Below are 20,772 nucleotides of genomic sequence, written 5' to 3'. Positions count from 1 at the left end.
GAGCGGCCGCGTCGACCGTCGCGTCGCCCTACTGATCCTGCGGAGTCAGAGACCGAGCTGGCGGCGTACCTCGGCAGCGACCCGGCCACCCTCGGCCTGGCCCGCCACCGCGGCCTGGGCCGCCTTCATCGCCGGGCCCATCTGGGCCTTCCCGGTGAAGCCGCCCGCGGCGAGTGCCCCCGACACCAGCTCGGTCAGCTCGGCGTCGGAGAGCTGCTTGGGCAGGTAGCGGTCCAACACCTCACCCTCGGCGCTCTCCTTCGCGGCCTGCTCGGCGCGGCCGGCGTCGGCGAAGGCGGCGGCCGCCTCCCGGCGCTTCTTGGCTTCCTTGGTCAACACCGCGAGCACCTCGTCATCGGTGAGCTCGCGCTTGGCCTTGCCGGCGACCTCGGCGGTGCCGACGGCGGCCAGGGCCATCCGCAGCGTGGAGGTGGTCAGCTCGTCGCGCGCCTTGAGCGCGGAACGCATGTCGGCGGTGAGGCGGTCCTTCAGCGTGCTCATGGACGGTCAAACTACCCTGAACGCCATGCGAAAGCGCACACTATTCCGGCTCGCCGCCGGAACCGCCACGATCGGCGCGGCCACGCTCGCGTACGCGTCGCTCATCGAGCGCAATATGTTCACCCTGCGGCGGTACGACGTGCCGGTGCTCCCGGCCGACGCGGAGCCGCTGCGCGTACTGCACCTGTCGGACCTACACATGATGCCCGATCAGGCGCGTAAGCAGCGTTGGGTGGCGTCGCTGGCCGCCCTCGACCCCGACCTGGTGGTGGTGACCGGCGACAACATGGCCCACCCGGGCGCGGTGCCCGGGGTGCTGCGGGCCCTGCAACCGCTGCTGGACTACCCGGGCGCGTTCGTGTTCGGCTCCAACGACTACACCGGGCCGGTGTTGAAGAACCCCTTCACCTACTTCCTGCCCGACCGGGAGTACACCGAGGGCGTCGAGCTGCCCTACGAGGAGCTGCGCCAGGTCTTCACCGGTGCCGGCTGGGCCGACCTCAACAACGCCCGGACCATGCTCAAGGCCGGCGGCCGGCAGCTCGACCTGGTCGGGGTGGACGACCCGCACATCGACCGGGACGACTACCCCTCGGTGGCCGGCGCGGTCTCGTCCTCGGCCGACCTGTCCATCGCGGTGACGCACTCCCCCGAGCCACGGGTGCTCGACCAGATGGCGGCGGACGGCTTCGGGCTGCTGCTGGCCGGGCACACCCACGGCGGTCAGGTCTGCGTACCGGGCTTCGGGGCGCTGGTGACCAACTGCGGCCTGCCCCGCTCGATGGCGCGCGGTCTGCACCGGTGGCCGGGGTCGGAATCCTGGCTGCACGTCTCCGCCGGTCTCGGCACCCACCCGACCGCCCCGGTCCGCTTCTCCTGCCCCCCGGAGGCCAGCATCCTCACCCTCATCCCCCGCTGACCCGGGTGACCCGCCGCGCGTCGCCGCGGCGGGTCCGGACGCCGTTGATCGACTCGGGTTCCTGAAAGTTGGGGCGTCCTGGTCACGTCGACAGCCCGGCTTCCTTGACCCCGAGTCGATCATCGACCCAGCCCGGATGCCGGTCGCGGTGGCGAGCCGGGCGGCGGGGGTACCGAGTTTGACCATCGGGGCGGGTGGGCTACTATTTGTCGGCACGCCTCGGGGTGTGGCGCAGCTTGGTAGCGCGCTTCGTTCGGGACGAAGAGGTCGTCGGTTCGAATCCGGCCACCCCGACCAGAGGCACGAGGGCACATCCGATCCATGGATGTGCCCTCACGCATTTCTACGACCTCACGAGACCACGGCACCGGTTCGCCGGCCACTCCCGCCGGCAAGTCTCCTCGGCTGCGGGCAACAGCTGGACCACGATGAGGCATCGTCTGGTGCCGGCCTTCAACCTTTGGACCCTCGACGGAGTCGTGAGGGGTAACCAAGACAAGGCGGGGGCTTATGGCAGACGACGAGCATTTTCGGGAGTTCGTCGAGACGCGCTACATGGATCTCCTGCGCGTGGCTTACCACCTCACCGGGTCAGCGCAGGATGCCGAGGATCTGGTGCAGGCGGCGCTGGTGAAGGTGATGCGTCGGTGGCGGCGAATCGATGATCCCATGGCCTACCTACGGCGCGTCATGATCAATCAACACATCAGCATCTGGCGCCGGCACCGGCTGCACGAGGTGGTGACGGCGGTCCTGCCGGACCGGTCCGCCCGGGACATGACAGAAGCGGTAGCGGAACGGCATGCCCTGTACGAGGCGATGCGGGCACTGGCGCCCCGCACCCGGGCCGTGATCGTGCTCCGGTACGTGGTCGATCTGCCGGAGGCGGAGGTGGCTGCCACCCTGGGCTGCTCCCTCGGGTCGGTCAAGAGCCGCGCTTCGAGAGGTCTGGCTCGACTGCGGCTGGCGCTGTCGTCGGACGCGTTGCCATCGACCCAGTCACCGACATCAGCTGATCCGGCACCAACCGGGACGACGACAATGACGGGGGTAACACGATGACGGTCGATGAGGAGCTGGGTAGGGCCCTGACCGAACTGACCAAGAGACTCACCCCGGAACCGGATCCGTACGGTCGGGTCAGGGCCCGGTACCGGCGGGGCCGACAGCGACGTCTCGGCGGCCTGGCCCTGGCCCTGGTGGTCGCCACAGGCGGCACGGCCTTCGCCGTCGCCGGACCGGGCCGGACCACCCAGCCACCACCAACTGACTCAACCGAGTCCATCGCGCCCGTGGTGGCGTGGTCGAACAAACTGCTCCAGTCGCCGCCACGCGGTGCCGTCGCCCAGGACAGCCACTATGTCCGCCAGCTCTCCGACACCCTGTTGTCGGCCCAACGTCGTGGGGACTTTCCACGTCTGTCAGTGCCACTCACCGACAGTCTTCCTCCTGAGCCGGTGCCGGTGAGCGCGGTGAAGGTCATCTTCGTCGACGACGTCGGCGGCAAACGGATCGCGCTCGCCGCCTTCGTCCGCGAGAAGCCCGATCAGGTCACCGGTTGGCCGAGCGCCGCGGTGTGGCTGGTCGCCGACGCGGGCGCCAGTGCCGCGAAGCTGGCCAGCACCGCCTCCGTACAGGGCGTCAGCGACGCTCTGGAACCCTACGAGAGCCTGGCCGTGGACGGCGCCGGTCCGGGCAAACCACTTCAGCTGGCGATCGCACCAGCCGACTGCGTCTTCCTCAGATCACCGTTGCCCGACGGCGGCACGTTCCAGTGGACCCCGGAGCCGACCGGGTCCTACCTGATCCGTTTGCCGCAGGACCAGCGACCGGAGTGGTGGCGGGTCGACTGCGGCGAGGTGACTCGCCTGATGACCGCCGCACCTGGTTCGCTGGTGTCCAAGCCGATCACCGATGACCAACTCGTGACCGCGCTGGCCGGTGGCCGCGGCACCGTGGATGAGCCGCGCGCCCGAGAGTTGATGTACCAGTGGGCCCAGTCCGCGGGCTACCACCTGACCGCCCTTCCGCGGGTGGTGTGGGGTGGGAAGGGTGTTGGCGTTCCGAGCGGGACGGCCAACGGGCCGCAGAGCCCGGGAGAGCCGTCGGTAGGGAGTGCACGGGTGACGGTCCTGGCTGCTCCCGCAGTCGGCGGCGGTTGGATCGGCGAGGTGACGATCGACCCCGATCGACCAAGGTCCGACGGCGCGGTCAGCACCGGAGCCTCCTTCACGGTGATGACGGATCCGACCGATCCCGGCAGCCTGCTGGCCGTGCAGGTCGACGATGACGCGGTCAACGAAGAGGGCCGGCAGTCCGTGCTCGTGGTGACGCCTACTGCCGCCACCTCGGTACGGGCCCTGCGGGACGGACAGGAGATCGCGAGGGCTGACGTCGTCGGCTCCGGGGCGATGTTGACCGTGCCCGGCCCCACGGCGAACCTCGTCGTGGAGGCACTCGACACGGCCGGTGCGAAGCTCACCGCTGGGCGGGTCGCCGACCGGGGTGCACAGGCGGCACCGGCGGTGGACGCCTGGAATCAGGACTGATCACGAGCAGGTGGTCCGACGGAACGCCTGGAAGTGGTGGCCACGCGGTCGGCCTGACCTGGGGTCGTCCCCGGAGAGCCCCGGGCCCGACACCGTCAAGCGGTGCCGGGCCCGGGAACGGCGTTCAGGACGCGGCGGCGATGAAGTAGCCGGCCTGGTCGACGATCACGTCGGTGCTGCCCGAGCTGGCGTTGTACAGCGACGCCGAACCCGCGCTGGTCCCGATGACGGCGAGGTTGGAAGCCGTCTCCCCGGCGACGAAGTTGACGTTCGACGCTACCGGCCGCGGATTGTTGAACGGGTACCCGATGAGCAGGCCGGCCTTGGTCGGCCTGGTGACCGTCAGGTTGGTCACCACCGCGGTCGGGCAGTCCAGCGTGGTGCCGCCGCAGACCCGATTCGGCACGTTGGCCGGGATGACGCCGATCGACGAGTTCGGGTCGACCGGACCCACCGGGCGGTACGACAGGCCGGTGCCGTCCCGGGTGTCGGCGATTCGGCGCGGACCGTACGGCACGTAGGTCTGGTCCGCGCCGGACGCCGCGGACCCGAAGTAGCCGGCCAGGTCGGCGAGCACGTGCACGGTGCCGGAACTCTGGTTGTAGATGTTCACCTTGCCGTTGACGACCGGCACCATCACCAGGTTGGGGATCGTCTGCCCCGCCACGAAGTTCAGGTTGGACGCGAGCGGCACCAGGGAACCGCCCGGGAACACCTTCAACACGCCGGCGGTCGTCGGCGCGGTGGCCGTCACGTTCAGGATCACAGCGGTCGTGTCGGCCGGCACCTTCGACGACAGGTCCAGCTGCCGCGACGTGTCCGGCAGGTACGGGCCGCCGGTGCCCTCACGGCTGTCCGCGACCCGCACCGGGGTGAGCGGCTTGAAACCGGACCCGGAAGCGCCGAACCAACCCTGCAGGTCCGCGATGACGTGTGCGGTGCCGCTGCTGCTGTTGCGGAATCGGATCCCCCCGCTCGTCAGCGGCACGGTGACCAGGTTCGGCACCGTCTCCTTGGCAACGTAGTTGATGTTCGACGCGGTTGGCGCCGCGGCGCCGTTCGGGTAGACGGTGAGGAAGCCGGCCGTGGTCGGTTGGGTCACCGTCACGTTCAACACCACCGCGTCGATGTTCGCCGCTGGCACACCACCGATGCTCGGAATTGGCAGCAGCACCTCGGAGTTGGGCCCGACCGGCACGGAGGTGCCGACCCCGATCCCGGACCGGGTGTCCAGCAGGCGGGTCGGGGTGACCGGGTTGTACCGGGCGCCGACCATGGTGCAGCCGCTTCTCGGCAGATCGAAGTCGGGAATGGTCCGATAACCGTCCGGGCTCACAAACACCCGGATGCAGGCCTGGCCAGCCCGACGCACCGTCTGCTCGTGCACCGGCCCACCCGCCATCTCTACGAAACGTTCGCCGAGCAGCTGATAGCCGAAGGTGCCGGCGACCGTCTCCACCGGCCATTCGTAGGTCACGGGCAGCCGGGTCACGATGTCGTACGGGCCACCGCCCACCTTCCGGTTGACGGTGGCGGCGGTACCACCGCTGGCCCACGGGCTGCCGATCTCGACCGCACCGCGATCGCGGTACCCGGAGCCGGTGCCGGTGTTCGGCACCTCCGGCACATCGGCACGGGACTTGCCGAGCAGGTCCACCGGGTCGGAGCCGATAGCGCCGGCATCCGCCGAGTCGACCGCCGGCGACGTTCGCTCAAGATCGATCCACGGCCGCTCGGTGCCCTGCTGCGGCTTGAGCTTCGGATCGGCGGCGATGTCGTGGGCACCCTGGCCGGTCGCCGCCCGGAACGCCGCGAGGTCGGCGTAGTCGGTGCCTCCCCAGGCGTACAGGGCACCACCGCTCGCTGGGTCGATCAGGTTGTAATCGGCGACGCTCTGCCCGACCGACCCGGAAGCGAGGTCGATGGCGGTGGCCGTGGCCGGGTCCGCGCACGCGGCGGGAGCGCTGCCCGACACGTCGGCTGTCTGCACGATGTTGTTGCGGATCGCCACCCCCGGCGAGGCGCCGGCCACGGTGATGCCGGACGTGCAACCGGTGACCAGCGTGTTCCCGGTGATCGCCGTGCCGGGCGCGTCGGTGACCGTGAGGCCGCCCCGGAACTGGTTGCCGCTGACGACGGCACCGGCCACACCCGCGCCGATCGTCACCCCGGGCGCACCGGAGGCGGCGAACCAGCCTCGGCTGACGGTCACGTCGCTCGACGCTCCGGTGACGCGTACCCCGACCACGCCGGTCGGCGGACGGACCGTGAGCTCGTTCACAGTCACCCGGGTCGCGCCATCGATCAGGACCGGCTCGGCAGTGCCGACGACCGCAGTGAGAAGCCCTCGACCCTGACGTCATGCACCCCGACCAGCGAGAACGCGTTGCCTCCCGAGGGCCCGCTCAACGTGACGAAACCGTTCGGGCCATTCACCGCCCGGATGGTGATCGGCGCGTCGCTGGTGCCCGAGCGGTTGACCACCACCTTCTCCACGTAGGAGCCCGCCTGCACGAGGACGGTCTGACCCGGTTGTGCCACCGCCACGGCGGCCGAGACCGTGCAGTACGGGCGATCAACCGAGCCGTCCGCGTTGCTCGCTGGGAACGGACAGTACGTCTTACTGACGTACACCTCGGAGCCGGACGCGGCCTGTGCGGCGGCCGGCGCCGCTCCCGCAGGCGTCATCGGCCCGACCAGGCCAACCCCACCAACCACTGGTACGACGACCAGTGACCACAATCTTCTTCTCACCACAGCCCCCGCTGAAAGTAGATCGCCTATGCGCGGGGCAGCTTATACCGACGTTCGGCTATGTGTCGCCGCCGAGCGGCGGACGGTCCGGAGCGCGCAGACGGCCGTTCGGTCCGAGCGGGTCAGTCGTGCCGCTCGGTGCGTTCGATCTCGGCGAACGCCGCGCTCAGGTAGCCGTCGAGCGGTCGGCCCGCCACCGTGAGCAGATCGACCACCAGCAGTGGGGCGTGCCGGGCGAGCGCTGCCGGGTCGGGTGGGGAGTCGTCCTCGCCAGGGTCGTACACACCGAGCGCCCCGGCCAGCAGGACCAGCACGACGTGCGGGTCGACGTCCGGTCGCCACGGGGCCGCCGCCCGGACGCACCGCTGGAGCACCTGCCGTACGTCGTCGCCGTCCAGCCCGTCCGGATGGGTCGACTCCAGCAGCAGCCGCACCACGGCACCGAGCACCAAGCCCGATCGTTCGGCCGCGGCGAGCCGAGCGGCTGCCACCTCGTACGCCTCGGTGTCCTGGTCTTTCGCGGCCTCGACCGCGGCGGTGGCGGCGCTGGCGATCTCGCGGGCGGATGCGGGCAGATGTCGCCAGGTCACGCTCACCGGGCCAGCATGGCAGAGCACACCGACAGCCGCCGACGCGGTAAACGATTGGCGGACCGTCAGACCCGGCGAACAGAATGCCGGTCATGTTGCGACGCGCCCTACCCCGCCGCCCGGAAGCTCGCCGGCTCCTCGTCGGCACCCTGCTGTCGGCGATCGGGCGTGGCCTCACCCTGCCGTTCCTCTTCATCTACCTGACCGACGTCCGTAACCTCACCGACACCCGAGCCGGCCTGGTGATCGGCTGGTACGGCGCGGTCACCCTGGCCCTGTCGCCGCTGGGCGGGACGCTGATCGACCGGTTCGGGGCCCGCCGGGTGGTGCTGCCGTGCCTGCTGATCGAGGCGGTGGGCACCGGCTCGCTGGCCCTGGTCGACTCGAGCGCCTCCGCGTTCGCGGTGATGACGGTGATCGCGGTCGGCAGCTCGGCGATCTGGTCCGGGCAGAACACCATCCTCGCCTCGCTGACCGACGACGGCGAACGGCAACGCGTCTTCGGGCTGAACTTCGCGCTGCTCAACCTCGGTATCGGGATCGGCGGTATGACCTCCGGTGCGATCATCGACACCGGTCGACCGGGCACCTTCCAGACCGTCTACCTGCTGGACGCGGTGAGCTACCTGATGCCGGCGTTGATCCTGCTCACCCTGCCGGGTGTCGGGCACCGGCTCGGCGCCCGCCGGGCCGCTGACCAGCCGTCGCCCGGCGGCTACCTGACCGTGCTCCGGGACCGCCCCTTCCGCCGGCTGGTGATCTTCGGTCTGATCCTCACCACCTGCGGGTACGCCCAGATCGAGGTCGGCTTCGCCGCGTACGCCGTGCGGGTCGCGGAGGTGAGCCCCCGGGTGGTGGCCTGGGCGCTCGCGGCGAACACCGTGACGATCGTGCTGGCTCAACTCCTGGTCATCCGTCGGATCGAGGGCCGCAGCCGCACCGCCGCGCTGGCCCTCGTCGGGGCGGTGTTCGCCACCGCATGGCTGGTCCTCGGTGCCGCTGATCTGGTCAGCACCGGGGATGCCGTGGTGGCCGCGCTGTGCGTGGTGGCCTGCTCGGCGATCTTCGGCTTCGGTGAGACGATGCTGTCACCGGTGATGCCGGCGCTCACCAACGCGCTGGCCACCGACGAGCTACGCGGTCGGTACAACGCCATGAGCTCGATGATCTTCGGGATCAGCGGCGTGATCGGTCCGGTGACCGCCGGCCCGCTCATCGGCGCCGCCGACGGCAAGGTCTGGGTGGCGACCGTGGTCGGCGGCTGCCTGGTCGCCTCGCTCGTCGCGCTCTCTCTGCGCCGACTGCTCAACGCGGAGCAGGACGGCCGCGCCACGACCGCTCCGGCCTCCCCCGACCCCGCACCCGCCCCGGCCTGACCCCGGGACACCCGCGCGGCCGCAAGCGGGACGGCGGCGCGCGGGCGCCTGGGACGGGTCGGGCCCCGGAGCTGATGCTCCGGGGCCCGATGTCGAGGGGTCGGCCGTCAGGCGGCGGGGACCTCGGCGGTGGTGCGGATCCGGTCCAGCGCCGGTGCGGAGACCGGCGACTGGGCGGTCAGGTACGCCACGAAGGCGTCCAGGTCGATCTGCCCGGTGACCTGGTTGGTCCCGGCGGTGAGGGCGCTGAAGCCGTCACCGCCACCGGCCAGGAAGTTGTTCACCGTCACCCGGTAGGTGGCGGCGGTGTCGACCGCGGTGCCGCCGATGGTGAGGCTGCCCCGGACCACACGGGTGCCGACGCACGGGTCAGCCACCGTGCCGGTGGTGCCGTTCGGGTCGACCACGTAGCCCACCGTGGCCGACGGGTACAGCGTCCGGTTGGTGACGAACTGCTGCTCCAAGACGCAGTAGAGCTGCGCGCCGGTCAGGTCCAGGGTCACCAGGTTGTTGGCGAACGGCTGGACCGTGAACGCCTCCTCGTAGGTGACCGTGCCGGCGTCGAGGTCGGCCCGGACCCCGCCCGGGTTCATGAAGGCGGCGACGGCGCCCTGCTCGTCGTCGGTGGCGGCGAGCTGCGCGTCGGCGATGAGGTTGCCCAGGGGCGATTCGCCCAGACTCGTACCAAAGAGGGTTTCCTGGCTCCGGGTGATCGCCTCGCTGGTCACACCGACCTCGCGGCCCGCGACCGGGCCGAGCACCGTCTTGTACCGGTCGATCAGAGCGGTCTGCCTCGGGTCCTTGGCCACGTCCCGGGTGACCACGACGTTGTTCGCGGCGGCGGAGAGCACGTCCCCGCTCCGACGGTCGATCTTGAGGTCGATGTCGGTGACCAGGCGACCGAACGAGCTGGCACTGGTGACCAGCTTGCCGTTGATGTTGCAGTTGTACGCCTGGTGGGTGTGCCCGCTGATCACCACGTCGATGGAGGGGTCCATCCGGTTGGTGATGTCCACGATGGGCCCGGTCATGCCGACGCAGTCGTTGATCCCGCCGGTCGCGGCCTGGGCGCCGCCCTCGTGCAGCAGGACGACGATCGCCTGCACGCCCTTGCGGAGCAGCTCGCGAGCGTACCGGTTGGCGGTGTCCGCCTCGTCGGCGAAGCTAAGGCCGGCCACGCCCTCCTGGCTGACGATCTGCGGGGTGCCCTCCAGGGTCATCCCGATGAAACCGACCTTGACGCCCTGCACCTGGTGGATCGCGTACGGGGCCAGCAGCGGCTTGCCGGTCGCGGTCGTGAAGGCGTTCGCGGACAGGTACTGGAAGCCGGCGCCCCGGTACGGGGTGCCGTCGGCGCAGCCGTCCACCGGGTGACAGCCACCGTTCTGGATCCGCAGCAGCTCGGCGGCACCCTCGTCGAACTCGTGGTTGCCGACGCTGGCGTAGTCCAGCCCGGCCATGCTGAGCGCCTCGATGGTCGGCTCGTCGTGGAACGCGGCCGAGAGCAGCGGGGACGCGCCGATCAGGTCACCGGCGGCGACCGTGATGGTGTTCTTCTTCTTGGCTGCGGCGCGCAGCTCGGCCAGGTGGGTGGCCAGGTACTCGACGCCACCCGCGGTCTGCCCGGCGATGGTGCCGCTGGACCCGGTCGGCGGTTCGAGGTTGCCGTGGAAGTCGTTGAGGGCCAGCAGGGTGACGTCGACCGGCTGCGGCCGCGCGTCGGCCTGCTCAGGGCTGGTGGCGACCGCGCCGAAAGCGGCCACCGCGAACGCGGTCAGGCCGACAGCGGCCCGACGCATCCCGGGTATCAACATGGATCTCCTCGTGAGAATCGGCGCGTACGGTGCCCGGCCTCTGGGTCGACCAGACCGCCGATCGACGCCGTCGGAAGGGTCGCGGTTGGCGGCGGTTGAGCATGTCCGCCAGCCCCGACAGCCTCTCATCCGGACGCCGAGCGGTCGAGCCGAGCAGCACATCGGCGCAGCCCCCGATGGCGGGGTCGGAATCGATCGTCGTTTGTTGCGGTCTGCCGGACACGGTCGGACCCGGGGTCTAGAAAGGACGGGACAGCCAACGCGGACAGGGGGCGGCATCGTGAGCGGAGCGACATCGGTGGAGCAGGTGCGATCGGCGGATGGCACACCCATCGCCTTCGAGCGGTCCGGTGCCGGGCCGGCGGTCATCCTGGTCGGCGGCGCGTTCAGCGATCGCAACGCGACCCGCGAGCTGGGTGCGGCGTTGGCACCGGATTTCACCGTCTTCGGCTACGACCGCCGAGGTCGGGGCTACAGCGGCGACACCCCACCGTACGAGGTCGGCCGCGAGATCGACGACCTGGCCGCCCTGATCGCGGTGGCCGGCGGTTCCGCCGCGGTCTACGGCATCTCCTCCGGGGCGGTCCTGGCCGCCCTCGCCACCGCGGAGGGTCTGCCGGTGACCGGGCTGGTCCTCTTCGAGCCACCGTTTCAGGTCGGTTCACACGTGGGCGTCCGCAAGGACATCACCGCACAGCTCATCGAGCTGATCGCGGCCGACGACCGGGACGGCGCGGTGGAGACCTTCCTCAGCGCCTCGGTGGGGCTGCCGGCCGAGGCGATCAGCGGGATGCGGTCGCAACCGATGTGGGGTGGGCTGACCGCGATCGCGCACACCCTGCCGTACGACGCGATCGTCACCGCTGGCGGGCGGCTCCCCGCCGACCAGTTGGCGGCCATCACCGCGCCGACCCTCGCGGTGGACAGCACCGGCAGTCCACAGTGGCTGCGGGACGCCAGCCGAGCCGCCGCCGAGGCGGTCCCGGGCGGCCGGTCGATCAGCCTCGACGGTGGCTACCACGACGTGCCGCCGGCGACGTTGGCCCCCGCGCTGCGGGAGTTCCTGCTCAATTGACGGCACGCCCGCCCACCGGCCCGACTCGGTGACGGCCTGACCGGCGGGTCAGACGTTGACCAACGCCTCGGTGACCAGGGCGGTTACGGCATCCGGTAGCCAGGCGTCCGGCACGCCGGGCCGGCCCGCCAGGTAGGTGGCGATCCGCTCGGCCGGCCAGCCATGTGACTCGTGCAGCCCACGGGCGATCATGCTGAGGTAGATCGGCGCGGGTGGCCGGCATCGCACCGCCGAGGCCCCCTCGGGTGCGGTGAAGGTGAGCATCGGCACGCCGTCGCGGCTGCCCGGGCAGACCAGCGTCTCGTACCGCCCCGGGCCGAGCGTGGCCCGTCCGGTGGCGACGGCGGCGTCGATGGCCGCGCCGGTGGCCGAGATCAGCTCGGCGGTGTCACCCGCTGGGCGGTACATCTCCTGTGCCGCGATGTCGGTGAACTGCTCCAGGGTGACCAGGTAGGCGCGGGCCGCGGCTCCAGGCCAGCCGGGCGGCGTGCATGTTCGACCCGTACGCGACATACCAGACCAGCACGACGGCACCCTCAGAAGCCGCAGGTCCGGCCGGCGGAGTGGCTCACCTGCACGGTGTGGGTCACGCAGCCGCCCGCCTCGACCGAGTGCAGCAGGAAGGCGGTGGGCTCGTGGACCCACCCGATCTGCTCGTCGGCGCTCATGGTGAGGGTGCTCTGCTTCCACGTGCTGGGGGCCACGGTGAGGACCGTGCCCGCGTACGCGGTGGTGACCGGGCGGTGCAGGTGGCCGGCGGCGACCCGTACGACGTGCGGGTGCCGGCCGATCACCTCGGCGAGCGCGTCACCGTCGGCGAGCCGGATCGAGTCCGCCACGGGGATGCCGACCGCGACCGGCGGATGGTGCAGGAAGAGCACGGCGGGCACCTCGGGTCGCCCGGCCAACACCCCGTCGAGCCAGCCGAGTTGCTCCTCGCCGAGCTGACCGCCGTCGCTGCCGGGGACGAGCGAGTCGAGCACCACGACGGACGCCGCCTCGTGGTCGACGTGGTAGTAGGCCGAGAAGCCACCGCCGAGCCACGGCGTACCCCCGAACGCGTCGAGCAGCGACTCCCGGTCGTCGTGGTTGCCGGTGGTCAGGTGCACCGGCAGCGGGAACCGGCCAATCACCTCGCGCAGCGCCGCGTACTCGTCGGGCTGCCCGTGGTCGGCCAGGTCCCCGGTGATCACCACGCAGTCCGGTCGGGGCCGCAACGCCAGCACCCGGCCGAGCGCTCGGTGCAACCCGGCGGCCGGTTCGGCGGCGAGCAGGCCGGTGGTCAGGTGCGGATCACTGAGCTGGGCGATGAGCATGGGCTCGCCTCCTCGGCGCCGGGATGCTCCACGCTATCGCCGCGTGCGGCGTCCCGGGGGGTACCCGCCCACAGGCTGCGTCCACAGCCTGTGGATAGCACGTGTGTACGAAGCCAGGTTGGTCCCAGCAGCCGTGAGTACGCTTGATCGCGCGGCTCGGCGCCGGCCGGGCCCCTCCCCTACCTGGAACGACGTGCGAGTGGATCATCAGCGAGTCATCCGTGACGTCACCGTCCGCCTGCCGATGGCGTCGAGCACGCCGGAGGCGTGCCGGTGGACGGTCACCGCGCTGTCCCGCCACACCCCGGCCACCATCTCCGTGCTGCTCGCGGTCCACGACCGCCTGCGCTGCGTCGCGGCGACCGGGGCCTGGCAGGTCTTCGCCACCGTGCCCGCGCGGACCGGCATCGTCGGCCGGGTGTACGCCACCGGCGCTCCCGCCGTCGTCCCGGACGTCACCGTCGACCCGGACTACCTTCCGGTACGCCCGGACGTGAGCGCCGAGCTGTGCGTACCCGTGCTGGACCCGACCGGCCGGGCGATCGGCGTGCTCGACCTGCAATGGAGTGAGCCAACCGACCTGGAGCCGTGGCGGGAGACCGCGCAGCGGGTGGCCGACCGGCTCGGTTCGCGGATCGCCGCCCTCGGTGGCCCACCGGCGGAGAGCCGCAGTGAGAAGCTGCTCCGACACGCCGCCGCGCTCTCCGCCGCACCCACCGAGGGTGCGGTGCTGGGCGTGGCGGCCGACGCCGCCCGGGAGGTCTCCGCCCTCTCCACGGCGCTGCTGCTGATCGGCGGCCAACTCGGCCCGACTCCGGCGGTGCCGAGCGACCTGGAGACCCGGATCCGCGCCGAGCTGACCGGGGCCGGTCCGGCCGCCCTGGACCGGATGGTCGACCGGGCACACCGCTACGGTGCCGGCTACACCCTGGGCGAGGCCGGGCATCCGCCGACCGAGGACTACCGACCACTGACCCGTGCCGGGGTACGCACGCTGGTCGCCGTGCCGGTCGGGCCGCCGGATGCCGGCGGTGTGTTGCTGGTCGCCGACGATCGCACGCTCCGCCCGGACCCGACCACGGTCAGCCTGATGGAGCTGCTCGCCGGCCAGACCTGGACGAGCATCGACCGGCTGCGCACGCTGGCCCGGCTGCGCGAGCAGGCCAGCTCCGACCCGCTGACCGGGTTGCGGCACACCGGCCCGTTCGGGCAGCGGATCGCAGCGGCCACCCCGGGGCGTACGGCCCTGCTGGCGATCGACGTGGACGGCTTCAAGACCGTCAACGACACGTACGGCCACCAGGCCGGCGACCGGGTGCTGGTCGGGTTGGCCCGGGCGCTGGAGGGGGCGCTGCGGCACGGCGACGAGTTGTACCGGATCGGCGGCGACGAGTTCGTCGCGGTGATCGAGGTGAGCCGCCCCGAGGAGGCGGTCCGGATCGCCGAACGACTCACCGAGGCGGCCCGACGCGTCGGCCGCACGATCAGCGTGGGTGTCGCCCTGCCCCGCCCCGGCGAAACCCCCGACCGCACCCTCAAGAGAGCCGACCAAGCCCTCTACGCGGTGAAACGCCAAGGCCGCGACGGCGTCCTACTCTCCGCGGCGTAGCCCCCACCCCGCCCGCCCCCACCCCGCCTGCCCGCACCCCACCCGAGCCTGCCCGCGTCGATCATGCAGTTGTGGTGCCGGACATAAGCCTTGCTAAATCCCATTTCGCCCACCACAACTCCATGATCGACGCCCAGGGCGGGGCGGGGCCGGGCCGGGCGGGAGGCCGGGGGGATGCGGGGGGATGCGGGAGCCGTTAGGGGGTGCGGAGTTCTTTGGCTAGGAGTTCGGCGATCTGGGCCGTGTTAAGGGCTGCGCCCTTGCGGAGGTTGTCGCCGGTGACGAAGAAGTCGAGGGCGCGGGGGTCGTCCAGGGCGCGGCGGATCCGGCCGACCCAGGACGGGTCGGTGCCGACCGCGTCGATCGGCATCGGGAACTCGCCGGCGGCGGGGTCGTCGACCAGGATCACCCCGGGCGCGTTGCGCAGCGCCTCGCGGGCACCCTCGGCGTCGACCTCGGTGGCGAAGACCGCGTGCACGGCCACCGAGTGCGCGGTGACCACCGGCACCCGGACGCAGGTGGCGGACACCTTGAGGTCGGGGAGGCCGAGGATCTTCCGCGACTCGTTGCGGATCTTCATCTCCTCCGAGGACCAGCCGCTGTCCGCCGGGGAGCCGGCCCAGGGCACCACGTTGAGCGCCATGGGTGCCGGGAACGGGCCCAGCTCGTCGCCGACCGCCTGGCGTACGTCGCCGGTCCGCGAGCCGAGCGCCCGATCACCGGCGACCTTGGTGAGCTGGTCGTGCAGGATGTCGACGCCGGACTGACCGGCTCCGGAGACCGCCTGGTAGGAGGCGAGTACCAGCTCCCGGAGGCCGTACTCGCGGTGCAGCGGCGCGACCGCGACGATCATCGCGAGGGTGGTGCAGTTGGCGTTGGCGATGATGCCCCGCGGCCGGTTGCGGACCTGCTCGGGGTTGATCTCGGGAACGACCAGCGGAACGTCGCGGTCCATCCGGAACGCGCCGGAGTTGTCGACCGCGATCGCGCCCCGGGCGACGGCGATCGGCGCCCACTCGGCGGAGACCTCGTCGGGTACGTCGAACATGGCCACGTCGACACCGTCGAACGCCTCGGGGGTCAGCGCCTGGACGACCAGCTCCTCACCCCGGCAGCGCACCCGACGCCCTACGGACCGCTCGGAGGCCAGCAGCCTGATCTCGCCCCAGACGTTGCGTCGCCCGGTGAGCAGCTCGCACATCACGGTGCCGACGGCACCGGTCGCTCCGACCACGGCGAGGGTGGGCAGCGCCGTCATGGGCGCTACCTACCCGTCCCCGCGTAGACCACGGCTTCGGTGTCGCCGCCCAACTCGAACGCGTCGTGGATGGCGCGGACGGCGGCGTCGAGGTCGGTGTCCCGGCAGACCACGGAGACCCGGATCTCGGAGGTGGAGATCATCTCGATGTTGACCCCGGCCGCGCCGAGCGCGGCGAAGAAGCCGGCCGCCACCCCGGGGTGCGAACGCATGCCGGCGCCGATCAGCGAAACCTTGCCGACGTGGTCGTCGTAGAGCAGGCCCTTGAACTTGACCGGCTCCTGGATCTTGCTGAGCGCCGCCATCGCGGTCGGGCCGTCGGCCTTGGGCAGAGTGAACGAGATGTCCGTCCGGCCGGTGCCCTCGGTGGAGACGTTCTGCACGATCATGTCGATGTTGATCTCGGCACCGGCGACGGTGTCGAAGATCCGCGCGGCGGCACCTGGCTCGTCGGGCACCCCGACGATCGTGATCTTGGCCTCGCTGCGGTCGTGCGCGACCCCGGTGATCAGTGCCTGCTCCACGGAAAGGTCCTCCATCGATCCGGTGACCATCGTGCCGGTGTTGGTCGAGTATGACGAACGGACGTGGATCGGCAACCCCGCCCGACGGGCGTATTCCACGCTACGCAGGTGCAGCACCTTCGCGCCGCACGCGGCCAGCTCCAGCATCTCCTCGTAGGTGATGTGCTGAATGTGCCGGGCGTTGGGGACGATCCGCGGGTCGGCGGTGAAGATGCCGTCCACGTCGGTGTATATCTCGCAGACGTCGGCGTGCAGGGCGGCGGCGAGCGCCACGGCGGTGGTGTCCGAACCACCGCGGCCCAGCGTGGTGACGTCCTTGGTGTCCTGCGAGACGCCCTGGAAGCCGGCCACGATGACCACCGACCCCTCGTCGAGCGCGCCCTTGAGCCGCCCGGGGGTGACGTCGATGATCCGTGCGCGGCCGTGCACCGAGGTGGTGATCACGCCAGCCTGGGAACCGGTGAACGAGCGGGCCTCGTACCCCAGGTTGTGGATGGCCATGGCCAGCAGGGCCATGGAGATCCGCTCCCCGGCGGTGAGCAGCATGTCCAGTTCGCGGCCCGGCGGCAGCGGGCTGACCTGGTTGGCCAGGTCGAGCAACTCGTCGGTGGTGTCTCCCATCGCGGAGACCACCACCACCACGTCGTCGCCGGCCTTGCGGGCGGCGACGATGCGCTCGGCCACCCGCTTGATCCGCTCGGCATTGGCGACGGAGGACCCGCCGTACTTCTGCACCACGAGTGCCACGACGGTGCACTCCCTCCCAGTGACCCTGAGCGTGCCGACGCCGCCGGAACCGGGGCCGGCGGCGCGTGTCAGACCCCTTGAGGGTATCCGGCCGGTAACGACGCCGGGTCAGGTGATCCCACCATCCGGCCCGCCCGGGGCCGTCCGGGCCGGTCCCACCAGGTCCGGCGGTACGCGGGGACGGCCCCGCCCGACACGCCGGAACGAGCCTGGTACGCCTCGGCTCCCACCAATCGCCCGCACCCCCCAGAATGGGCCGATGCCCGTCCTCAACCGCTCGGCCGGCCGTGTGCTCGGGCCGCTCGCCCTCGCCCTGCCGGCACTGCTGGTCGCCTGCACCAGTGGGCAACCGCCGACCCCGCCGCCCGCCGATCCGGGGCCGGTCGCGGTGGATGCCGCGCGGGACGAGCTGGCGGCGCTGGCCGCGGCCGCCCGGGACCGTCACCTGGTGGCGCAGTACGTGTACAGCCAGGCGGACCAGCCGGACCGCACCATCGTGTTCACCAGCGCGAACGACGGCAGCTGGCGGGTCGACGTGCCGGGGGGCGCGTTGGGTGGCACCGTCGACGTCTCGATGGCCACCACGGCCGACGGGCTGTTCCAGTGCGCCCTGCCATCAGCCGGGCATCCGGAGTCGGCGAGCTGCGTACGCCTGGGTGAGCGCGACGATGCGATCCCCCGCCGGTCGGACCCCCGGGTCCAGCACCCGCTCACCGACTGGCTGGACGTGCTCACCGATCGGCGCGCACCCTTGGCGGTGGCCCCGGCCAAGGCGCCCGAGGGCCTCACCGGCACCTGCTACTCGGTGGACTCCACCTCGGCGTCGCTCAACGCCCCGCTGGATGTGGGCATCTACTGCTACGACCGGGACGGCACCACGACCGGCGTCCGGACCGGGGCCGGGACGCTGAGGCTGGCCGCCCCACCCGGCCCGGCACCGGCCACCGTGCAGTTGGCCGGCCCGGTGGTGGTCGACCGGGAGCCGCTGGAAACGGCAGCGCCACCGACCCCTGACCCGTCGGACAGCCCGGACGCGGGAACGTCCTGATCTTCGTACGGTTATGGGTGCCCTTGACCACATTTAGCCACCCCCGCCTTCAGCAGAGAATCACCCATACAGGACGATATGTCCCATGGTCGACCTCACCCCGCTGCTCGCCTACCGCTGGAGTCCGCTGGCGTTCCACCCCACCGAGGAGCTGACCGCGGCCGACGCCTCCTCCCTGTTGGAGGCGGCCCGCTGGGCACCCTCCCTGGGCAACCGCCAGCCCTGGCGGTTCACCCTCGGCTACCGCAACGACGAGACGTGGAAGCGGATCCTGGTCAACCTGCCCGAGCGCGACCAACGCTGGGCACACCGGGCCGCCGCGCTGCTGCTCGCCGCGCACGTCGACCCGGACGCCGCGCCGGCCGACGGGATCGCGTACGACCTGGGCCAGGCGGTCGCCCATCTCACCGTGCAGGCCACCGCGCTGGGGCTGCACGTGCGGCAGGTGCTGACCGTGGACCGCGCTGGGCTCGCCGCCGACCTGCACCTTCCCGCCGACGTTCGGCCGTACGCGGTGCTCGTCGTCGGGCAGCTCGGCGACCCGCTCAGCCTGCCGGCGGACCTCGTCGCCGAGGAGACCGGCCTGCGCCGCCGCCGACCGTTGGCCGACCTCCTGCTCGGCTGACCGGTCACCTCGGCTACTCGCCGCGGCTGAATGTCGAGGCCACAGCGCCGCCCATGACCTCGGTCCCATAGTCCGGACCCGCCTTTCCACCCCCCGTTCCATCACGTAGGGTGACCTGGTCATGTGGCGGGCGCTTCTCCTCCTTAGCCGCCGCGACGAGGCCTGACCGGCCGGCACCTCGTCGCGGAGTCGCATCGCGCCGTCCAGCACATCTGAGCTTCCCCTCGGCACCGCCGCGCATCGTCGCCCGGCATCTCGCCGACACCTTCCGATCTGCTGACGCCACATGTTCCAGGGAGCACTCTGAGATGGCTCAACCTGTCACCGACGCCGAGACCGATCCGATCGCCCGGCAGCAACCCAGCCGGATGCCGTACCACCGCTACCAGCCGTACCAGGAGCAGTTCCGGGTCGAGCTGCCGGACCGCACCTGGCCCACCCGCACCGTCGATGCCGCCCCCCGCTGGTGCGCGGTGGATCTCCGGGACGGCAACCAGGCCCTGATCGACCCGATGTCGCCGGAGCGCAAGCGCCGGATGTTCCAGCTGCTGGTCCAGATGGGCTACAAGGAGATCGAGGTCGGTTTCCCGTCGGCCAGCCAGACCGACTTCGACTTCGTCCGACAGCTCATCGAACAGGACATGATCCCGGACGACGTCACCATCCAGGTGCTCACGCAGTGTCGGGAGCACCTGATCGACCGGACGTTCGAGTCGCTGCGCGGCGCGAAGCGGGCCATCGTGCACTTCTACAACTCGACCTCGACCCTCCAGCGGCGGGTCGTCTTCGGCCTGGATCGGGACGGCATCGCCGACATCGCCACCACCGGGGCGCGCCTCTGCCAGAAGTACGCGGAGATCCACACCCCGGACACGGAGATCTTCTACGAGTACTCGCCGGAGTCGTACACGGGCACCGAGCTGGAGTACGCGCTGGAGGTCTGCTCCCGGGTGATCGACGTGATCGACCCGACCCCGGACCGGCCGCTGATCATCAACCTGCCGGCCACCGTCGAGATGGCCACCCCCAACGTGTACGCCGACTCGATCGAGTGGATGCACCGGCACCTGCCGCGCCGGGACAGCGTGGTGCTGAGCCTGCACCCGCACAACGACCGGGGCACCGGCGTGGCCGCCGCCGAGTTGGGCCTGCTGGCCGGCGCGGACCGCATCGAGGGCTGCCTGTTCGGCAACGGTGAGCGCACCGGCAACGTCGACCTGGTGACCCTGGGGCTCAACATCTTCTCCCAGGGCATCGACCCGATGATCGACTTCTCGAACATCGACGAGATCCGCCGAGCCGTCGAGTACTGCAACCAGCTGCCGGTGCACGAGCGCCACCCGTACGCGGGCGACCTCGTCTACACCGCCTTCTCCGGCTCCCACCAGGACGCCATCAAGAAGGGCTTCGACGCCCTCGCCGCCGACGCGAAGGCGGCCGGCGTGCCGGTGGACGAGCACACCTGGGCGGTCCCGTACCTGCCGATCGACCCGAAGGACCTGGGCCGCACCTACGAGGCGGTCATCCGGGTCAACTCGCAGTCCGGCAAGGGCGGCGTCGCGTACATCATGAAGAGCGAGCACCAGCTGGACCTGCCGCGCCGGCTCCAGATCGAGTTCTCCGGGGTGGTGCAGCAGGTCACCGATCACGACGGCGGCGAGGTCGACCCGGCCGCCATGTGGGAGATCTTCGCGACGCACTACCTGCTCGACCACCAGCCCGACCCGGCGGTCCGGCTGGCCGGCTACACGATCGGCACCGCGGACGGCAAGGTCGAGATCGAGGCCCAGGTCGGGGTGGCCGGTGAGCAGCGGTCACTGCCGGCGGTCGGCAACGGCCCGATCGACGCGTACGTCAACGCGCTCCAGTCGGTCGGGGTGGGCGTGCGGGTGCTCGACTACCACGAGCACGCGCTCTCCTCGGGTGGTGACGCGCAGGCCGCCGCATACGTGGAGTGCGAGGTGGACGGGAAGACCGTCTGGGGTGTCGGCACCGACGCCAACATCGTCACCGCGTCGATCAAGGCGGTCACCAGCGCCGTCAACCGCGCACGCCGCTGATCGCACG

18 protein-coding genes and 1 tRNA gene are annotated in these 20,772 nt (G+C 71.2%); 10 read left to right on the top strand and 9 right to left on the bottom strand.

Translation table 11 applies throughout. From position 1 onward, the window contains the following. Positions 1 to 45: 45 nt before the first annotated feature. Positions 46 to 501, bottom strand: a complete 456-nt coding sequence (locus ACIBF8_RS23555; RefSeq protein ID WP_396785634.1) for a GatB/YqeY domain-containing protein — start codon at positions 499 to 501, stop codon at positions 46 to 48. A 25-nt stretch (positions 502 to 526) separates the two neighbouring features. Between ACIBF8_RS23555 and ACIBF8_RS23550 the strand changes: the two genes are divergently transcribed. From ACIBF8_RS23550 to ACIBF8_RS23535, 4 genes are all read left to right on the top strand, one after another. Further along, positions 527 to 1,420, top strand: a complete 894-nt coding sequence (locus tag ACIBF8_RS23550; RefSeq protein ID WP_396785633.1) for a metallophosphoesterase — start codon at positions 527 to 529, stop codon at positions 1,418 to 1,420. A 220-nt stretch (positions 1,421 to 1,640) separates the two neighbouring features. After that, a tRNA-Pro gene (locus tag ACIBF8_RS23545) sits at positions 1,641 to 1,717 on the top strand. A 213-nt stretch (positions 1,718 to 1,930) separates the two neighbouring features. After that, positions 1,931 to 2,482 carry a SigE family RNA polymerase sigma factor gene (locus tag ACIBF8_RS23540; RefSeq protein ID WP_396785632.1) on the top strand — a complete coding sequence of 184 codons (552 nt, stop codon included), beginning with the start codon at positions 1,931 to 1,933 and terminating at the stop codon, positions 2,480 to 2,482. Continuing rightward, positions 2,479 to 3,969, top strand: coding sequence for a hypothetical protein (locus tag ACIBF8_RS23535; RefSeq protein WP_396785630.1), 1,491 nt, complete (start codon positions 2,479 to 2,481; stop codon positions 3,967 to 3,969). The genes ACIBF8_RS23540 and ACIBF8_RS23535 overlap by 4 nt, the downstream gene beginning before the upstream one ends. 124 nt (positions 3,970 to 4,093) lie before the next feature. On the opposite strand, the gene ACIBF8_RS23530 is transcribed toward ACIBF8_RS23535, so the two are convergent. The 3 genes from ACIBF8_RS23530 to ACIBF8_RS23520 all read right to left on the bottom strand — a co-directional run bounded on the left by ACIBF8_RS23530 (position 4,094) and on the right by ACIBF8_RS23520 (position 7,319). Beyond that, positions 4,094 to 6,256, bottom strand: a complete 2,163-nt coding sequence (locus ACIBF8_RS23530) for a hypothetical protein (protein WP_396785628.1) — start codon at positions 6,254 to 6,256, stop codon at positions 4,094 to 4,096. Positions 6,257 to 6,273: 17 nt separating this feature from the next. Continuing rightward, positions 6,274 to 6,657 (bottom strand): hypothetical protein, encoded by a 384-nt coding sequence (locus ACIBF8_RS23525; protein WP_396785627.1) that lies wholly within the window; start codon positions 6,655 to 6,657, stop codon positions 6,274 to 6,276. Between the two features lie 188 nt (positions 6,658 to 6,845). Further along, positions 6,846 to 7,319 (bottom strand): hypothetical protein, encoded by a 474-nt coding sequence (locus tag ACIBF8_RS23520; RefSeq protein ID WP_396785626.1) that lies wholly within the window; start codon positions 7,317 to 7,319, stop codon positions 6,846 to 6,848. A gap of 86 nt (positions 7,320 to 7,405) precedes the next feature. Here ACIBF8_RS23520 and ACIBF8_RS23515 point away from each other — a divergent pair, with 86 nt between their 5' ends. After that, on the top strand, positions 7,406 to 8,689 hold the full coding sequence (locus ACIBF8_RS23515; RefSeq protein WP_396785625.1) for an MFS transporter: 1,284 nt from the start codon (positions 7,406 to 7,408) through the stop codon (positions 8,687 to 8,689). 107 nt (positions 8,690 to 8,796) lie between these two features. On the opposite strand, the gene ACIBF8_RS23510 is transcribed toward ACIBF8_RS23515, so the two are convergent. Beyond that, a complete protein-coding gene (locus tag ACIBF8_RS23510) occupies positions 8,797 to 10,503 on the bottom strand; it encodes a bifunctional metallophosphatase/5'-nucleotidase (RefSeq protein WP_396785623.1) in 1,707 nt (568 codons plus the stop codon). 280 nt (positions 10,504 to 10,783) lie between these two features. Between ACIBF8_RS23510 and ACIBF8_RS23505 the strand changes: the two genes are divergently transcribed. Next, positions 10,784 to 11,578, top strand: a complete 795-nt coding sequence (locus ACIBF8_RS23505) for an alpha/beta fold hydrolase (RefSeq protein WP_396785622.1) — start codon at positions 10,784 to 10,786, stop codon at positions 11,576 to 11,578. Positions 11,579 to 11,626: 48 nt separating this feature from the next. Here the strand turns inward: ACIBF8_RS23505 and ACIBF8_RS23500 are convergent, their stop codons facing one another. Beyond that, complete coding sequence (locus ACIBF8_RS23500) at positions 11,627 to 12,091, bottom strand: hypothetical protein (RefSeq protein WP_396785621.1); 465 nt, start codon at positions 12,089 to 12,091, stop codon at positions 11,627 to 11,629. Between the two features lie 23 nt (positions 12,092 to 12,114). Further along, complete coding sequence (locus ACIBF8_RS23495) at positions 12,115 to 12,894, bottom strand: phosphodiesterase (RefSeq protein ID WP_396785619.1); 780 nt, start codon at positions 12,892 to 12,894, stop codon at positions 12,115 to 12,117. A gap of 199 nt (positions 12,895 to 13,093) precedes the next feature. Between ACIBF8_RS23495 and ACIBF8_RS23490 the strand changes: the two genes are divergently transcribed. Next, positions 13,094 to 14,503 (top strand): diguanylate cyclase, encoded by a 1,410-nt coding sequence (locus ACIBF8_RS23490; protein WP_396785618.1) that lies wholly within the window; start codon positions 13,094 to 13,096, stop codon positions 14,501 to 14,503. 196 nt (positions 14,504 to 14,699) lie between these two features. Here the strand turns inward: ACIBF8_RS23490 and ACIBF8_RS23485 are convergent, their stop codons facing one another. Beyond that, complete coding sequence (locus ACIBF8_RS23485) at positions 14,700 to 15,761, bottom strand: aspartate-semialdehyde dehydrogenase (protein ID WP_396785617.1); 1,062 nt, start codon at positions 15,759 to 15,761, stop codon at positions 14,700 to 14,702. Positions 15,762 to 15,766: 5 nt separating this feature from the next. Next, the gene (locus ACIBF8_RS23480; protein ID WP_030489892.1) at positions 15,767 to 17,032 is read right to left on the bottom strand and encodes an aspartate kinase; all 1,266 of its coding nucleotides are present in this window, start codon (positions 17,030 to 17,032) and stop codon (positions 15,767 to 15,769) included. A 259-nt stretch (positions 17,033 to 17,291) separates the two neighbouring features. Between ACIBF8_RS23480 and ACIBF8_RS23475 the strand changes: the two genes are divergently transcribed. The 3 genes from ACIBF8_RS23475 to leuA all read left to right on the top strand — a co-directional run bounded on the left by ACIBF8_RS23475 (position 17,292) and on the right by leuA (position 20,765). Next, positions 17,292 to 18,080, top strand: coding sequence for a hypothetical protein (locus ACIBF8_RS23475; protein WP_396785616.1), 789 nt, complete (start codon positions 17,292 to 17,294; stop codon positions 18,078 to 18,080). An 85-nt stretch (positions 18,081 to 18,165) separates the two neighbouring features. Beyond that, entirely contained in the window at positions 18,166 to 18,705 is a 540-nt protein-coding gene (locus ACIBF8_RS23470; RefSeq protein WP_396785615.1) for a nitroreductase family protein, read from the top strand. 308 nt (positions 18,706 to 19,013) lie between these two features. Further along, a complete protein-coding gene (gene leuA / locus ACIBF8_RS23465) occupies positions 19,014 to 20,765 on the top strand; it encodes a 2-isopropylmalate synthase (protein ID WP_396785613.1) in 1,752 nt (583 codons plus the stop codon). Positions 20,766 to 20,772 lie beyond the last annotated feature (7 nt).

Origin of the sequence: Micromonospora sp. NPDC050276 (assembly GCF_044459545.1) — a bacterium.
GTDB lineage: Bacteria > Actinomycetota > Actinomycetes > Mycobacteriales > Micromonosporaceae > Micromonospora.
The sequence above is the reverse complement of the archived record's forward strand: the minus strand, read 5'-3'. Positions and strand labels throughout refer to the sequence as shown.

Excerpts from the sequence above, each read along its gene's own strand:
- ACIBF8_RS23500 (WP_396785621.1), bottom strand. The coding sequence starts at position 12,091 with ATGTCGCGTACGGGTCGAACATGCACGCCGCCCGGCTGGCCTGGAGCC.
- ACIBF8_RS23555 (WP_396785634.1), bottom strand. The coding sequence starts at position 501 with ATGAGCACGCTGAAGGACCGCCTCACCGCCGACATGCGTTCCGCGCTC.
- ACIBF8_RS23485 (WP_396785617.1), bottom strand. The coding sequence starts at position 15,761 with ATGACGGCGCTGCCCACCCTCGCCGTGGTCGGAGCGACCGGTGCCGTC.
- ACIBF8_RS23470 (WP_396785615.1), top strand. The coding sequence starts at position 18,166 with ATGGTCGACCTCACCCCGCTGCTCGCCTACCGCTGGAGTCCGCTGGCG.
- leuA (WP_396785613.1), top strand. The coding sequence starts at position 19,014 with ATGGCTCAACCTGTCACCGACGCCGAGACCGATCCGATCGCCCGGCAG.
- ACIBF8_RS23510 (WP_396785623.1), bottom strand. The coding sequence starts at position 10,503 with ATGTTGATACCCGGGATGCGTCGGGCCGCTGTCGGCCTGACCGCGTTC.
- ACIBF8_RS23535 (WP_396785630.1), top strand. The coding sequence starts at position 2,479 with ATGACGGTCGATGAGGAGCTGGGTAGGGCCCTGACCGAACTGACCAAG.
- ACIBF8_RS23540 (WP_396785632.1), top strand. The coding sequence starts at position 1,931 with ATGGCAGACGACGAGCATTTTCGGGAGTTCGTCGAGACGCGCTACATG.
- ACIBF8_RS23495 (WP_396785619.1), bottom strand. The coding sequence starts at position 12,894 with ATGCTCATCGCCCAGCTCAGTGATCCGCACCTGACCACCGGCCTGCTC.
- ACIBF8_RS23525 (WP_396785627.1), bottom strand. The coding sequence starts at position 6,657 with ATGACGCCTGCGGGAGCGGCGCCGGCCGCCGCACAGGCCGCGTCCGGC.
- ACIBF8_RS23515 (WP_396785625.1), top strand. The coding sequence starts at position 7,406 with ATGTTGCGACGCGCCCTACCCCGCCGCCCGGAAGCTCGCCGGCTCCTC.
- ACIBF8_RS23475 (WP_396785616.1), top strand. The coding sequence starts at position 17,292 with ATGCCCGTCCTCAACCGCTCGGCCGGCCGTGTGCTCGGGCCGCTCGCC.
- ACIBF8_RS23550 (WP_396785633.1), top strand. The coding sequence starts at position 527 with ATGCGAAAGCGCACACTATTCCGGCTCGCCGCCGGAACCGCCACGATC.